A 13388-nucleotide genomic window follows, 5' to 3' on the forward strand; every position below is an offset into this window, starting at 1 on the left:
TAGCGCGGCGGAATTCACCTCGCAATGGCGTTCGTTTGGACCAATTCAGCCGTCAATCGTCGCCCATATACTCGCGCAGCGATTGCGGAGAGTGGTTTTCGCCGATCGACATCGCCAGGATGCGCGAGAGATGCCGGCGCGGCAGGCCTGTCTCGCCGGCCCATCGGTTGATCTGGACCTGGATCTTGTCGAGGTCCTTCTTCGATGTCGGGTTGTCCGCGATGTCGAGACCCGAATCGCGAAGGGCTGCCGCCATGTCGGCGGAAATGACGAAAGCACCCCAGCCCAGCCAGCGCAAAAAATACTGGCCGGTGTTGCCGCCGAGCCGGCTGCCATGCTTGCCGAGATAGGTCATCAGCCCGACTTGGTCATCGGCGGGCCATTCGGCGAGAAAATTGCCGAAGCCGCCATGTTCCCGGGACACGCGCTCGACGAAGGCGGCGTTGTCGCGAACGGACCTGATCTTCTGCGGATTGCGCACGATGCGCTGGTCGGAAGCCAGGTCGTGCCAGAAATCCTCGGGCTGGAACAAAAGCCGCTTCGGCTCGAAGCGCAGGAACGCTTCCTCGAAACCGGGCCATTTCTGCTCGATGACGCGCCAGACGAAACCGGCGGCAAAGACGCGTTCGGCCATGGTCGAGAGGATACGGTCGTCGGTGACGTCGGCCACCGCCGCGTTGTCGGGTATCGGACCCAACAGCGAGATCAGTTCCGCCTCACCACCCTTGCGATTTGCCGCACGAGCGCGAATTTTCTTGAAGTCGGCCATCGGTCCCCCTCGGTTCGCCTCAATCTAGCACTTCCCGCCCGGGCCGGCAGCCTCTACCTCTAGCGCGGCAAAGCGCTTGGAGACGGCCATGAACAAGACGATCGACGATCTGGCGAACCGTTGGCTGAAGCGAAAGCCGGATGGGCTGAGCCAGTTGGAAAGCCGGGTGCTGCAAAGCACCATCGAACGTACCACCATCACCAGGGACACCAACAAGGCCGTCGCTTTCCACCAGACCTTTGGCGACCGTCTTGCCGATACGATCGCCCGCGTCGGCGGCTCCTGGTCGTTCATCCTGACCTTCATCGCCTTCCTGATCGTATGGACTTCGGGCAATGTCTGGCTGTTGTCGCGCGATGCGTTCGACCCCTATCCCTTCATCTTCCTCAACCTCGTCCTGTCGATGGTCGCCGCCTTGCAGGCGCCGGTGATCATGATGGCGCAGAACCGCCAGACCGAACGCGACCGCATCGATGCCGCCCACGACTATGAGGTCAATCTGAAGGCCGAAATCGAGATCATGGCGCTGCATGAGAAGCTGGACGAGCTGCGCCACAGCCAGATCATCGGCATGCGTGACGAAATCGGGCGGCTGGCGGAAGTGGTCAAGCGGATCGACGAAAGGCTGTCACAGCAGTCGGCGTCATGAGCGAGGCGATCCACCATTTCATCGAGCAATACGGGTTGCTGGCGGTTTTTCTCGGCTGTGTGGCCGAAGGCGAAAGTGTCGCGATCCTGGGAGGCTTCTTCGCCCACCAGCATGTTTTCGTGCTGTGGCACGCCTTTGTCGCGGCAGCGCTGGGCGCCTTCGGTGGCGACACCTTTTTCTTCATCCTCGGCAGGAGTTTCGCTGATAATCGCCATGTCGTCAGGCTGCGCCGGCGGCCCGGCTTTCGCCGCGCCTACCGCCTGCTCAACACCCATCCCAACATCTTCGTGCTGTCGAACCGCTATGTCTACGGCATGCGCCTGGTCGGCGGCATCGCGGCCGGCCTTTCAACCATAGCGGCGCCGCGCTTCGTCATCCTCAACGCCATTTCCTCGGTCATCTGGGCGGTCCTGTTCAGCACGATCGGCTATGTCTTCGGATTGGGAGCCGAACAGTTGATTGGCCAGGCGCTGATGAAGCACGAGCGGCTGTTCGTCGGGCTCGGCATCGGCCTTGCCGTGGCCGTGCTTGCCTGGTTTGTCGCCCGCAACATCGCCAAGCGGGAGCGCGACAAGGAGTTTTGACCGTCAGTCGATGCCGAGCGCCTGGTCCCCCCGATCGAGGATGAGCGGGATGATCAGGTCCTCCTCATCGGCCAGATGCCGGGTCAGCATCGCGATCAGTCGGCTGTTTTCGTCGGCATAGGTATCGGCGGCGAAGCGCTGCTTATCCTCACTCTCCTGAAGTGTACGGATGAAGGCGTTCGCCGCCTCGGCGTTGCGCTCCAATCCTTCATGGATGGTGTGGTGGTCGGCATCGAGAATCTCGAAACCGCGCGTCAGACGGGGCTCCGCCTTGGTGAAGGCCGGGAAATACTGGTAATCCTCGACATTGTGGTGGCCGTCGAGATGCCCGAGAAAATGGTTGAGGCGCGGCGCGAACCAGCGCGCGAAATCGGGAGCCGTCAGTCTGCCTTCGCGATAGTTGCCAATGCCGCCGGTGAGCATGCCGCCGAGTTCGCGAAACATGTCATGCCGCTGCAGCCACATATTGGCCATGCCGTGAATGTTGGCGTGAGCCTGCCAGTTCTCTCGCGGATACTTTTCGGCCAGCCAGCGCAGGTCTTCCGGCAGGCCCAGGCGTTCAAGAAGCGAGGAATTCGTGACCTCTGCCATGACGGTCTCCTTTGGTGACTGTCATATAGGGATCAAAGTCTCAGATCGGCACCCCCGTAATGCGCTCGATGAGAGCGATGCCCCAGACGCCGCCGGCAATCACGACTGAAATCAGCACCGCCAGCGAGCCGCAATCCTTGGCGAGCTGGATATCGATATGGAATTCACGAGAAATTGCATCGCACGCCGCCTCGATGCCGGTGTTCAGCACTTCGACCATGATCAAGAGGAGCACCGCGCCGATCAGTAGCGCGTAACCGCGCCACGACACTGAAACGAACCAGCCAGCAGGCAAGGCCAGCACCAGCAGCATCAGTTCCTGCTGGAAAGCCTTCTCGCTAACCGCAAGTTTGCGAAATGCCCGCACCGAATTGATAAATGCATCGATCAGCCGCTGCATGCCAAGGCCCCTCTCGGAATCACCGGCCCGGGATAAAGCAATGCCCCGATCAATGGAATAAGGCGGATCGTCCAAATTTCATTCGGCGACCGGTATGGCCGGTGTCGACTTTTCAAACTGCGGCAGCCCATCGTCGATCGAATAATAGTCGCCCTTGTCGCCGACGAAGATATGACATTCGCCCTTGAGCGCTGTCGGCTTGTCGAATGATCCGGCCATGACCGAGATATAGTCTTGATCCATTGCCTTCCAGAACAGAAGCGACCCGCATGTCTTGCAAAAGCCGCGCCTGGCGAAGCCCGACGCTTCATACCAGGTGATGCTTTCCGTGCCTTCGATCGCGATGTCGACGTCGGCAACATTGGTCGCGGCATAAAAATGCCCGCTCTGTTTGCGGCATTGCGAACAATGACAGTAGACAACGCCACGCAGTGTCCCACTTGTCCGGAAGCGAACCGCGCCGCACAGGCATGATCCCTGGTGACTGTCGCTCATTTCGGCACTCCTCGAAGACATCTTGCCTGGCATCCTTGTCAAGATTCCAGCTTTGCGGTGGTTACGCGCAAGCAAATGCGACATCGATTGGTGTGACGAATTCGAAATTCAGTTTCGTTGCCAGCAGCACGCCGCAGGGTTCCGAATTCAAAAACACCAAACGGAGGTGTTTTCCCACGATGGCGGCGCAAAAATTCACGCGCTCACAGCTCCAGCTAGGGAAGAACCTGGGAAATCGGGTGAATTAAGGAAACTTTAGCGCTGTCGCAACTATGATCTCTCAAAGCGAAGGGCGCGGGTGGGGACGCACCTCTTCGCAAGATGTTCTGGAGCATCGGGTGCGCTCCCCAGGTCGGCGATCAATGGACCCGCGAATTTCACGTCGGGACCCAAGGGGAAGAGTGAATCAGACATGCAGCCGGCAGCAGCCCCGACCGAACGAAGCACCAACATTGCAAGCACCGTTGTTGCGACCATGCATCAGCTTGGCGTGCTCGGCCTGCCGCGCAACTATGAGATTTTCTATGAGGCCTTGAGCGGCACCAACCGCGAGCTCGGTCTTGCCGTTTTGTCGCTGAGCAGTCGGCCGACTCAGGATGAGCTGGATCAGATCGGGCGCACCTTCTTCGCCCACAACCATGGTCCCGGCATCGTCGAACACGCCAGGGACGTCATCGCCCGGGAACTCGAGGAAGTCGCCTCGCTCCTGCGCAGCGAGCGCAGCCATATCGAAAAATACGGCCGGATTCTCGGTGAGACATCCAGTGGCCTGAGCAACCGCAGCCTTCTCTCCCAGGATCTTCTGCAAAAGATCGCCAACGCAATGACGATCGCAACCAATTCGACGATCGATCACGGTCGGCAGGTCGCCGCGACGCTTAGCGACAAGACGGCCGAGCTTGAGAGCGTCAAGTCGAAGCTCGAGGAATATAAGCGGCTGGCCGATACGGATCCGTTGACCCAGATCTGGAATCGTCGCGCTTTCGACAAGGAAATCGCCAGGATCTACAACAGCAACAAGGGTATTCTGTTCAATGCCCTTGTCCTCGTCGACATCGACCGGTTCAAGGACATCAATGACCGCTATGGCCATCCTGTCGGCGACAAGATCATCCAGATCATCGCCGAGATTTTCCAGACCAGCATTCGCGGCGACATGTTCGTCGCCCGAACTGGCGGCGAGGAGTTCGCGCTGATCATCGAGGGCGCCAGCGAGGACGCAACCTACGAAATCGTGGAACGCATTCGCGCCCTGGTCGAGCAGACGCCGTTCACCAGCAGCCAGACCGGCATGAATTACGGCACCGTGACGGTATCGATGGGCATCTGCATGGCATCAGAGGCCGAAGGCCCCGAAGACCTCTACACCAAGGCGGATCGGGCGCTCTACCGCTCCAAGGTCAGCGGGCGCAACCGCGTCACCAGGCATTCAGGCATGGCAGGGCGCGCCGGCAAAAGCTGGCTGCTCTACAAGAAAGACTGAGGCTTTCGCTTTTCCCGGTTGCGCCGACGCGGTCGGAAGCGCAACCGAAAGTTGAAATAAAAAAGGCGCCGGTTTCCCAGGCGCCTTTTCCTTATTGGTTCCAATTGGCTGAGATCAGCCGTTCGCGACCTGCTTGTGCTGCACCGGATGGCTCTTCTTCAACAGGTCCGAGACCAGGAAGGCCAGTTCGATCGCCTGGTCGGCATTGAGGCGCGGATCGCAATGGGTGTGGTAGCGGTCCTGCAACTCCTCGGCGGTGATGGCACGGGCGCCACCGGTGCATTCGGTGACGTTCTTGCCGGTCATCTCGACATGGATGCCGCCGGGATGCGTGCCTTCGGCGCGATGCACCTCGAAGAAGGTCTGAACTTCTTTCAGAATGCGGTCGAAGGGCCGTGTCTTGTAGCCGGCGGCCTCGATCGTGTTGCCATGCATCGGATCCGAGGACCAGACCACGCTGCGGCCTTCCTTCTGCACAGCACGCACCAGCTTCGGCAGATGGTCGGCAACCTTGTCCGAACCGAAGCGGGCGATCAGCGTCAGCCGCCCCGGCTCGTTCTCGGGGTTCAGCAGGTCGATCAGTTCCAGGAGGCCGTCCGGCGTCAGCGACGGACCGCATTTCAGGCCAAGCGGGTTCTTGATGCCGCGGCAATATTCGACATGGGCGTGGTCGGGTTGACGCGTGCGATCGCCGATCCAGATCATGTGACCCGACGTGGCGTACCAGTCTCCCGAGGTCGAATCGACACGGGTCAGCGCCTCCTCGTAGCCGAGCAGCAGGGCCTCGTGGCTGGTGTAGAAGTCGGTTTCGCGCAGCGCGAAATTGGTTTCGGACGTAATGCCGACCGCGCGCATGAAATCCATCGTCTCGGTGATGCGATTGGCAAGCGACTCGTATTTCTCGCCCTGCGGGCTGTCGGAGACGAAGCCGAGCATCCAGCGATGCACATTCTCCAGGCTGGCATAACCGCCCTGTGCGAAGGCACGCAGAAGGTTGAGGGTGGCCGCCGACTGGCGGTAGGCCATTTCCTGGCGGGCGGGATCGGGAATGCGCGACTTCTGGTCGAACTCGATGCCGTTGATGATGTCGCCGCGATAGCTCGGCAGCGTCACTTCGCCCTTGGTCTCGTTGTCGGACGAGCGCGGCTTGGCGAACTGGCCGGCAACGCGGCCGACCTTCACCACCGGCTGCGCACCGGCGAAGGTCAGCACCACGGACATCTGCAGGAAGACCCGGAAGAAGTCGCGGATGTTGTCGGCGCCATGCTCGGCAAAACTCTCCGCGCAATCACCACCCTGGAGCAGGAAGGCTTCGCCGGCGGCAACCGCCGCCAACTGCTTCTTCAGCTTGCGCGCCTCGCCGGCAAAGACCAACGGCGGGAAGGTGGCGAGTTGGGCTTCCGTGTTCTTCAGCGCGGCAAGGTCCGGATAGGCGGGAACTTGCTTGATCGGCTTTGCTCTCCACGAATTCGGCGACCATTTCGTCATCGCTGCACCCAACGCTCTTTCCGGCGGACACCCTCGCCCGCCATTTCTCGCCCCAACTGGGGTGGCGGCTCCATACACGAAGCCGATTTCCTATTCTAGACCGGAATTGCGGTGCTGGCGAATGGCTGACGCGCCCAGGACGGCCCGAAAGGCGAGATCAGGCCGTCTTCTCCACCAGTCGCGCCAGTTGCGTCATGACCACAGCCGAGCCCGCCAGACGCTTCTCCGCCGTCGGCCAGTCGCGGATGAAGACCACGCTGTGGTCGGCCCTGATCTTGGCCAGCGCGCCCTGTTCGCCGATGTATTTGACAAGCCCGACCGGGTTCGAGAACTCGCGCTTGCGGAAATGGATGACGATACCCTTCGGCCCGGCATCGAGCTTCTCGACATTGGCCTTGCGGCACAGCGCCTTGATGAAGACGATCTTAAGAAGATGTTTCACTTCCTCCGGCAACGGGCCGAAACGGTCGATCAGTTCGGCGCCGAAAGCGTCGATCTCCTCGGTGTTTTCGAGATCGCCGAGGCGGCGGTAAAGCGCCAGCCTGAGCTGCAGGTCCGGCACGTAGCCTTCCGGGATCATCACCGCCGTGCCGACGGCGATCTGCGGCGACCAGCCGCCATCCTGCACCTCGCCGGAATCCTTCACCTCGGCGACCGCTTCCTCCAGCATCTGCTGGTAGAGCTCGAAACCGACCTCCTTGATGTGCCCGGACTGTTCCTCCCCCAGCAGATTGCCGGCGCCCCTGATATCCAGGTCATGGCTGGCGAGTTGGAAGCCGGCGCCGAGCGTGTCGAGCGACTGCAGTACCTTCAGACGGCGCTCGGCAGTGTCGGTGAGCTTGCGGTTGGCCGGCAGTGTGAACAGCGCATAGGCGCGCACCTTCGAGCGTCCGACGCGGCCGCGCAATTGGTAGAGCTGCGACAGGCCGAACATGTCGGCGCGATGGATGATCAGCGTGTTTGCGGTTGGGATATCGAGCCCGGATTCGACGATGGTGGTCGACAAAAGCACATCGTACTGGCCGTCATAGAAGGCATTCATGATGTCGTCGAGTTCGCCCGGTGGCATCTGGCCATGCGCCACCGCTACCTTCAGCTCAGGGACTGATTCCTTCAGGAAATCATGAATTTCCGCCAGATCGCTGATACGCGGAACGACATAGAAGGAATGGCCGCCCCGGTAGCGCTCGCGCAACAGCGTCTCGCGAATGACCAATGGGTCGAAGGGCGAGATGAAGGTGCGCACCGCCATGCGGTCGACCGGTGGCGTGGCAATCAGCGACAGCTCGCGCACGCCCGTCAGCGCCAGTTGCAGCGTGCGCGGGATCGGCGTCGCCGACAAGGTCAAAACATGGACGTCGGTCTTCAGGTCCTTCAGCCGTTCCTTATGCTTGACGCCAAAATGCTGCTCCTCGTCGATGATCAGCAGGCCGAGATTCTTGAACGAAATTGCGGAGCCCAGCAGCGCATGGGTGCCGATAACGATATCGACCTGCCCTTCGGCAATGCCCTTCTTGGTCTCGGCTAACTCCTTTGAGCCCACCAGCCGCGACGCTTGTGCGACACGTATCGGCAGTCCGGAAAAGCGCTGCGAGAATGTCTTGAAATGCTGACGCGACAACAATGTCGTCGGCACCACCACCGCGACCTGAAACCCTTCCATCGCCGCGATAAAGGCGGCGCGCAGCGCCACTTCGGTCTTGCCGAAGCCGACATCGCCGCAGATCAGCCGGTCCATCGGCCTACCCGCGCCGAGATCGTCACGTACCGAGTCGATGGCCGTCTGCTGGTCGTCGGTTTCCTCGTAAGGGAACCGGGCGGCGAACTCGTCATAGAGGCCTTCGGCCGGCACCAGGGCCGGTGCCGCCCGCATCTGCCGCTCGGCGGCGATGCGGATCAGTTGTCCGGCCATGTCGAGCAGGCGCCGCTTCAGCTTCGCCTTGCGCGACTGCCAGGCGCCGCCACCGAGCTTGTCGAGCGTCGCTTCGGCCGTGTCGGAGCCGTAGCGCGACAACAGCTCGATGTTCTCCACCGGTAGGAATAGCCGGTCGTCGCCGGCATAATGGATTTCCAGGCAGTCATGCGGCGCGCCGACCGCTTCAATGGTGCGCAGGCCGATGAAACGGCCAATGCCATGGTCGGCATGGACGACAATATCGCCGGCCGACAAGGCCGAGGCTTCGGCAATGAAGTCGGACGCGCGCTTCTTGCGCTTCGAACGCCGGATCAGCCGGTCACCCAGAATGTCCTGTTCGGCGACGACAACCAGCTTTTCAGTCTCGAAGCCGGATTCCAGTGGCAAAACCGCCAATGCGGCCTGTCCCGGCTCGAGCTGTTCGGCCTCTGCCAGCGTCTTGACCTGCTTGAGATTGCCGAGACGGTGCTCGGCCAGGATCTGGCCAAGCCGGTCGAGCGAGCCTTCGGTCCAGCCGGCTATAACGACCCGGCGGCGCGCCGCGCGCTCGTCGGCTATGTGCCGGACGACGACATCGAAGACATTGACGTTCGGATCGGCTCGCTCCTCGACGAAGCTGCGGCCATGGCGCGAGCCGGCGTGGAAGACTTTCTTGCTCCCCAGGTCCGGCGCGTCGAACACGGTAAAGTCGATGTCTTCGCGCTCGCCAAGCGAAGCCTTCAGATTCTCCGGCGAGAGATAGAGCAGATCCGGCGCCACCGGCTTGTAGGGAACCGCATCCTTGAGCGCCGCGTCAGCCTGCTTTTTGCGCGCCTCGTAGTGATCGAGTATCAGCGTATGGCGCTCGGCCAGCGCCTCATGTGCCAGATGGTCGAAAACCACGGGTGCGTCGGGCAGGTAGTCGAACACCGTCTCCAGCCGCTCGTAGAAGAACGGCAGCCAATGCTCCATGCCCGCGAAGCGCCGGCCTTCGCTGACCGCCGCATAGAGTCCGTCGTCACGCTGGGGTGCGCCGAAAGCCTCGATATAGGAGCGGCGGAAGCGGCTGATGGTTTCGGGCGTCAGCGCCACCTCGCTCATCGCCTGAAGCGCCATCGACTTGCGCTGGCCGGTGGTGCGCTGCGTGGCGGCATCGAAGACGCGGATCGATTCCAGCGTGTCGCCGAAGAAATCAAGCCTCAGCGCCTCGCTCCAGCCGGGCGCAAAGAGGTCGAGAATGCCGCCGCGCACCGCGAATTCGCCGATGCCGCGCACGGTCGGCACCCGCTCGAATCCCGACGTCTCCAGCCGCGCGATCAACGCATTCATGTCGATCTGGTTGCCGGGCCGGGCGTGGAAGGTTTGGGCCTCGACAAGCTCCGCGGGCGGAATGCGCTGCAGCAGCGCATTGGCGGTGGTGAGAATGACCGCACGGTGCGGCTTCTTCGCCAGTGCGATCATGGCGGTCAGCGCATCGAGGCGCTTGGCGGCGGCATCCGAACCGGGCGAAACACGGTCGTATGGCAGGCAGTCCCAGGCAGGCAGTTCCAGCACAGGCAGGCCCGGCGCGACGAACGACAGCGCCTCGATGATGGAAGGCAGGCGCTGGCCGTCGCGGGCCACGAACAGCACCGGCTTGTCGGGTGCGATCTCGAGCGCCGTCTGCACCAGCGCGAAAGCCTCGTAGCCGTCCGCGACACCGTCAACGATGAACTGGCCGGCGCGGCCCTTCGGCAAGCCAATGGTGGGAATGAGAGCCATCAAATCACGGTCTTGTTTGTCGCAATTCCCATGGGAAAACCGCTTCGCACTTTTCCTGGAATTGCTTGTGTGTTCAGAAAGTCATTGTCCGGCGGGACGCCAGGATTTTTTGCAGGACGGCACAGTCGATCTCCGCCGGGACCGGGCGTTCGCCCGTGACCAGCGGCAGGAATTCCGTGTCGACAATATCGAGGAGCCCCTCATATTGGTCGATTTCCTCGGCGGTCAAGGTGCCGATCTCGGCATCGGCGAAGGTGCCGAGGATGAGGTCCATCTCGCGCATGCCGCGATGCCACGAACGGAACAACAGCTTGCGGCGATGCGCGTCCAGCCCCTCGCTTGATCGTTTCGTTCCGGTCATTGTGCCGCATCCTCGCTACAAGCGGCGCATATAGCGTGGATAGTGGGCGCTGTCAGCCTTGCGCTGCGGCCGTCGCGACATAAGCTGACATCATGCGTCCTTCCATCCTCGATCCCCTGTTTGTCCCGATCACCTCGCTTGCCGGCGTCGGGCCGAAGGTTGGCGCGCTGATCGAGAAGGTCGTTGCCGCCGATCTCGGCGACCGCGCCGCACGCGCCGGCGACCTCCTGTTCGTGCTGCCGCACACCGTCATCGACCGCCGAAACCGGCCGGGCATCGCACTCGCGGCCGAAGGCGCGATCGTGACGCTTGAGTTGCGCATAGACCGCCACCAGCCGCCACCGCGCGGCAACAGGTCGGTGCCGTACCGGGTGTACGCCCATGACGACACCGGCGAAATCGGCCTGACCTTCTTCCATGCCCATGCCGCCTATCTCGAAAAGGCAATGCCTGTGGGCGAGCCTGTCGTGGTGTCAGGCCGGATGGAATGGTTCAACGGCCGCCCGACCATGGTCCACCCCGACCATATCGCGCTCGCCAGCGAAGCCGAGAACCTGCCGCTGGTGGAGCCGGTCTATCCGTTGACCGCGGGACTGTCCGGCAAGGTGCTGCGCCGTGCGATCGGCCAGGCGCTCAGCCGCCTGCCGGAGCTGCCGGAATGGCAGGATGATGCCTTCATGCGCCGCGAGAGCTTCGCGTCCTTCGGCGACGCGCTGACCCGCGTCCATTATCCCGCCGACCCGATCGATGTCGCGGTCGAAGGGGCTGCATGGCGCCGCCTTGCCTATGATGAATTGCTCGCCGGCCAGGTCTCGCTGGCCCTGGTGCGGGCAAAGGTGCGGCGCCTGTCAGGCCGCCCTCTCGTCGGCGATGGCCGCATCGTCGAGAAGCTGCGGGCCGCACTGCCCTATTCGCTTACGCCCTCGCAGGAATTCGCGCTCGCCGAAATCAACGCTGATCTCGCCGATCCGGAGCGCATGCTGCGGCTGCTGCAAGGTGATGTCGGCTCGGGCAAGACGGTGGTGGCGCTGCTTGCCATGGCACGTGCTGTCGAGGCCGGCGGCCAGGCGGCGCTGATGGCGCCGACCGAAATCCTCGCGCGCCAGCATCTGGCGACGATCACCCCGCTTGCCGCCAGGGTCGGCTTGCGCATTGCCATCCTGACCGGCCGTGAAAAGGGCCGCGAGCGAGCCGAAACGCTGGCGGGTCTTGCCAGCGGCGAGATAGACATCGTCGTCGGCACCCATGCGCTGTTTCAGGAAACCGTCAGCTTCCACGACCTGGTCCTGGCCGTCATCGATGAGCAGCATCGCTTCGGCGTTCATCAGCGGCTTGCCATCACCGCCAAGGGCGACGCGCCCGACATGCTGGTCATGACCGCGACCCCCATCCCGCGCACGCTGGTGCTGACCGCCTTCGGCGACATGGACGTGTCGAAGCTGACTGAAAAACCGGCCGGCCGCCAGCCGATCCGCACCGTTACGCTGCCGCTGGAGCGGCTCGACGAGCTGGTCGGCCGCATGCTCGATGCCGTCGCGGATGGCCAGAAGATCTACTGGATTTGCCCGCTGGTCGAGGAATCCGAAGAAATAAAACTGATGTCGGCCGAGGATCGTTTTGCCTCGCTGAAGCCACTGTTCGGCGATCGCATCGGCCTTGTCCATGGCCGTATGAAGGGTGTCGAGAAGGACGAGGCGATGCGGGCCTTCAAGCAGGGTGAGACGCGCATCCTGATCGCCACCACGGTCATCGAGGTCGGCGTCGACGTTCCTGACGCCACGATCATTGTCATCGAGCATGCCGAACGCTTCGGCCTCGCCCAGTTGCACCAGCTGCGCGGCCGGGTCGGACGCGGCGACAAGCCCTCGTCCTGCGTGCTGCTGTACAAGGATCCGCTTGGCGAGACCGCAAAACGCCGGCTGTCGGTGATGCGCGAGACCGAGGACGGTTTCCGGATCGCCGAGGAGGACCTGAAACTGCGTGGCGAAGGCGAATTGCTGGGCACCCGCCAGTCCGGCACGCCGGGTTTCCAGGTGGCGCGCATCGAGGTGCACGCCGACCTGCTGGAGGCCGCCAGAGACGACGCCAGGCTGATCCTGTCGCGCGACCCCGAACTGCAATCGGACCGCGGCGAGGCGCTGCGGCTCCTGCTCTACTTGTTTGGCCGCGACGAGGCCGTGCGGCTCCTGCGGGCCGGATGAGGTCCCAGCGGCGGATTGGCCAGGGTTCCGTTGATCGGCTCGCCGTTCAGCGTCACCAGTTTCGTCTTCACCTCGGGGGCTACCAGCCCGGCCGACACGATCAGTTTGGCGCCGTCCTCGATGGTCATGTCGAGCGGCACGATGTCCGACTTCAAAACATACATCAGGAAACCGGTCGTCGGGTTCGGCGTGCAGGGCATGAACACGGCGATCAGCGGGTCGCCTTCCTGGTCGAGCTTCTGGTTGATCTCGGTTTCCTTTTCGCTGGCGACGAACACCAGCGACCACACGCCCTTGCGTGGATATTCGACCAGCCCGACCTGGCGGAACATGTCGCCCTTGTTCGACAGCACGGTCTCGAAAATCTGCTTCAGCGAGCCGTATATGCCGCGCACCAGCGGCATGCGGCCAAGCAAGCGCTCGCCAAAGCCGACTATGGCGCGGCCGACAATGTTGGCTGTCAGGAAACCGATCAGCGTGATCAGGATGAGCGCGACGATGAGCCCGAACCCCGGAACCGGAAACGGCAGATAGGTGTCGGGGCTGTACCGCGCCGGAATATACGGTTTCACCCAGGAATCGACCCAGCCGATGAACGACCAGGCGATATAGGCGGTGATCGCCAGCGGGGCGCAGACGATGAAGCCCGTGAGGAAATAGTTCCTCAGCCGCGTCATGCCGGAAGTCTTGGGAGCGTCTGACATGGTTCACC

12 protein-coding genes are annotated in these 13388 nt (G+C 62.4%); 4 read left to right on the forward strand and 8 right to left on the reverse strand.

What is annotated here, in order from left to right:
* Positions 1 to 52 precede the first annotated feature (52 nt).
* The gene (locus X739_RS165590) at positions 53 to 769 is read right to left on the reverse strand and encodes a DNA-3-methyladenine glycosylase I (protein WP_023791376.1); all 717 of its coding nucleotides are present in this window, start codon (positions 767 to 769) and stop codon (positions 53 to 55) included.
* A gap of 88 nt (positions 770 to 857) precedes the next feature.
* Here X739_RS165590 and X739_RS165585 point away from each other — a divergent pair, with 88 nt between their 5' ends.
* Together X739_RS165585 and X739_RS165580 are read left to right on the forward strand one after the other, a co-directional pair.
* Positions 858 to 1418, forward strand: coding sequence for a DUF1003 domain-containing protein (locus tag X739_RS165585; RefSeq protein WP_023791379.1), 561 nt, complete (start codon positions 858 to 860; stop codon positions 1416 to 1418).
* A complete protein-coding gene (locus X739_RS165580; RefSeq protein ID WP_023791382.1) occupies positions 1415 to 2002 on the forward strand; it encodes a DedA family protein in 588 nt (195 codons plus the stop codon). Before X739_RS165585 ends, X739_RS165580 begins: the two co-directional genes overlap by 4 nt.
* A gap of 3 nt (positions 2003 to 2005) precedes the next feature.
* Here the strand turns inward: X739_RS165580 and X739_RS165575 are convergent, their stop codons facing one another.
* The 3 genes from X739_RS165575 to X739_RS165565 form a co-directional block, all read right to left on the reverse strand.
* Positions 2006 to 2593, reverse strand: a complete 588-nt coding sequence (locus X739_RS165575) for a hemerythrin domain-containing protein (RefSeq protein ID WP_023770081.1) — start codon at positions 2591 to 2593, stop codon at positions 2006 to 2008.
* A 40-nt stretch (positions 2594 to 2633) separates the two neighbouring features.
* On the reverse strand, positions 2634 to 2993 hold the full coding sequence (locus X739_RS165570) for a diacylglycerol kinase (RefSeq protein ID WP_015317648.1): 360 nt from the start codon (positions 2991 to 2993) through the stop codon (positions 2634 to 2636).
* A 78-nt stretch (positions 2994 to 3071) separates the two neighbouring features.
* On the reverse strand, positions 3072 to 3488 hold the full coding sequence (locus X739_RS165565) for a GFA family protein (protein WP_023791387.1): 417 nt from the start codon (positions 3486 to 3488) through the stop codon (positions 3072 to 3074).
* A 412-nt stretch (positions 3489 to 3900) separates the two neighbouring features.
* Here X739_RS165565 and X739_RS165560 point away from each other — a divergent pair, with 412 nt between their 5' ends.
* Positions 3901 to 4971, forward strand: coding sequence for a GGDEF domain-containing protein (locus X739_RS165560; protein ID WP_023791393.1), 1071 nt, complete (start codon positions 3901 to 3903; stop codon positions 4969 to 4971).
* A gap of 114 nt (positions 4972 to 5085) precedes the next feature.
* Here X739_RS165560 and X739_RS165555 read toward each other — a convergent pair whose 3' ends face one another.
* The 3 genes from X739_RS165555 to X739_RS165545 form a co-directional block, all read right to left on the reverse strand.
* On the reverse strand, positions 5086 to 6459 hold the full coding sequence (locus tag X739_RS165555; protein ID WP_015317645.1) for a 3-deoxy-7-phosphoheptulonate synthase class II: 1374 nt from the start codon (positions 6457 to 6459) through the stop codon (positions 5086 to 5088).
* 157 nt (positions 6460 to 6616) lie between these two features.
* Positions 6617 to 10114: a transcription-repair coupling factor gene (mfd, locus tag X739_RS165550; protein WP_023770077.1), complete on the reverse strand. Its 3498-nt coding sequence runs from the start codon at positions 10112 to 10114 to the stop codon at positions 6617 to 6619.
* A gap of 73 nt (positions 10115 to 10187) precedes the next feature.
* Positions 10188 to 10475: a succinate dehydrogenase assembly factor 2 gene (locus X739_RS165545; protein ID WP_023770076.1), complete on the reverse strand. Its 288-nt coding sequence runs from the start codon at positions 10473 to 10475 to the stop codon at positions 10188 to 10190.
* Positions 10476 to 10567: 92 nt separating this feature from the next.
* On the opposite strand from X739_RS165545, the gene recG reads away from it, so the two are divergent.
* Positions 10568 to 12676: an ATP-dependent DNA helicase RecG gene (gene recG, locus X739_RS165540; RefSeq protein WP_023770075.1), complete on the forward strand. Its 2109-nt coding sequence runs from the start codon at positions 10568 to 10570 to the stop codon at positions 12674 to 12676.
* Here the strand turns inward: recG and X739_RS165535 are convergent.
* Positions 12628 to 13380 carry a DUF502 domain-containing protein gene (locus X739_RS165535; protein ID WP_031240956.1) on the reverse strand — a complete coding sequence of 251 codons (753 nt, stop codon included), beginning with the start codon at positions 13378 to 13380 and terminating at the stop codon, positions 12628 to 12630. The two genes, recG and X739_RS165535, sit on opposite strands and share 49 nt — an antisense overlap.
* Positions 13381 to 13388: the final 8 nt, after the last annotated feature.

Origin of the sequence: Mesorhizobium sp. LNHC209A00, assembly GCF_000502915.1 — a bacterium.
In the GTDB taxonomy this organism is placed as follows: domain Bacteria; phylum Pseudomonadota; class Alphaproteobacteria; order Rhizobiales; family Rhizobiaceae; genus Mesorhizobium.

Excerpts from the sequence above, each read along its gene's own strand:
- X739_RS165590 (WP_023791376.1), bottom strand. The coding sequence starts at position 769 with ATGGCCGACTTCAAGAAAATTCGCGCTCGTGCGGCAAATCGCAAGGGT.
- X739_RS165585 (WP_023791379.1), top strand. The coding sequence starts at position 858 with ATGAACAAGACGATCGACGATCTGGCGAACCGTTGGCTGAAGCGAAAG.
- X739_RS165580 (WP_023791382.1), top strand. The coding sequence starts at position 1,415 with ATGAGCGAGGCGATCCACCATTTCATCGAGCAATACGGGTTGCTGGCG.
- X739_RS165575 (WP_023770081.1), bottom strand. The coding sequence starts at position 2,593 with ATGGCAGAGGTCACGAATTCCTCGCTTCTTGAACGCCTGGGCCTGCCG.
- X739_RS165570 (WP_015317648.1), bottom strand. The coding sequence starts at position 2,993 with ATGCAGCGGCTGATCGATGCATTTATCAATTCGGTGCGGGCATTTCGC.
- X739_RS165565 (WP_023791387.1), bottom strand. The coding sequence starts at position 3,488 with ATGAGCGACAGTCACCAGGGATCATGCCTGTGCGGCGCGGTTCGCTTC.
- X739_RS165560 (WP_023791393.1), top strand. The coding sequence starts at position 3,901 with ATGCAGCCGGCAGCAGCCCCGACCGAACGAAGCACCAACATTGCAAGC.
- X739_RS165555 (WP_015317645.1), bottom strand. The coding sequence starts at position 6,459 with ATGACGAAATGGTCGCCGAATTCGTGGAGAGCAAAGCCGATCAAGCAA.
- mfd (WP_023770077.1), bottom strand. The coding sequence starts at position 10,114 with ATGGCTCTCATTCCCACCATTGGCTTGCCGAAGGGCCGCGCCGGCCAG.
- X739_RS165545 (WP_023770076.1), bottom strand. The coding sequence starts at position 10,475 with ATGACCGGAACGAAACGATCAAGCGAGGGGCTGGACGCGCATCGCCGC.
- recG (WP_023770075.1), top strand. The coding sequence starts at position 10,568 with ATGCGTCCTTCCATCCTCGATCCCCTGTTTGTCCCGATCACCTCGCTT.
- X739_RS165535 (WP_031240956.1), bottom strand. The coding sequence starts at position 13,380 with ATGTCAGACGCTCCCAAGACTTCCGGCATGACGCGGCTGAGGAACTAT.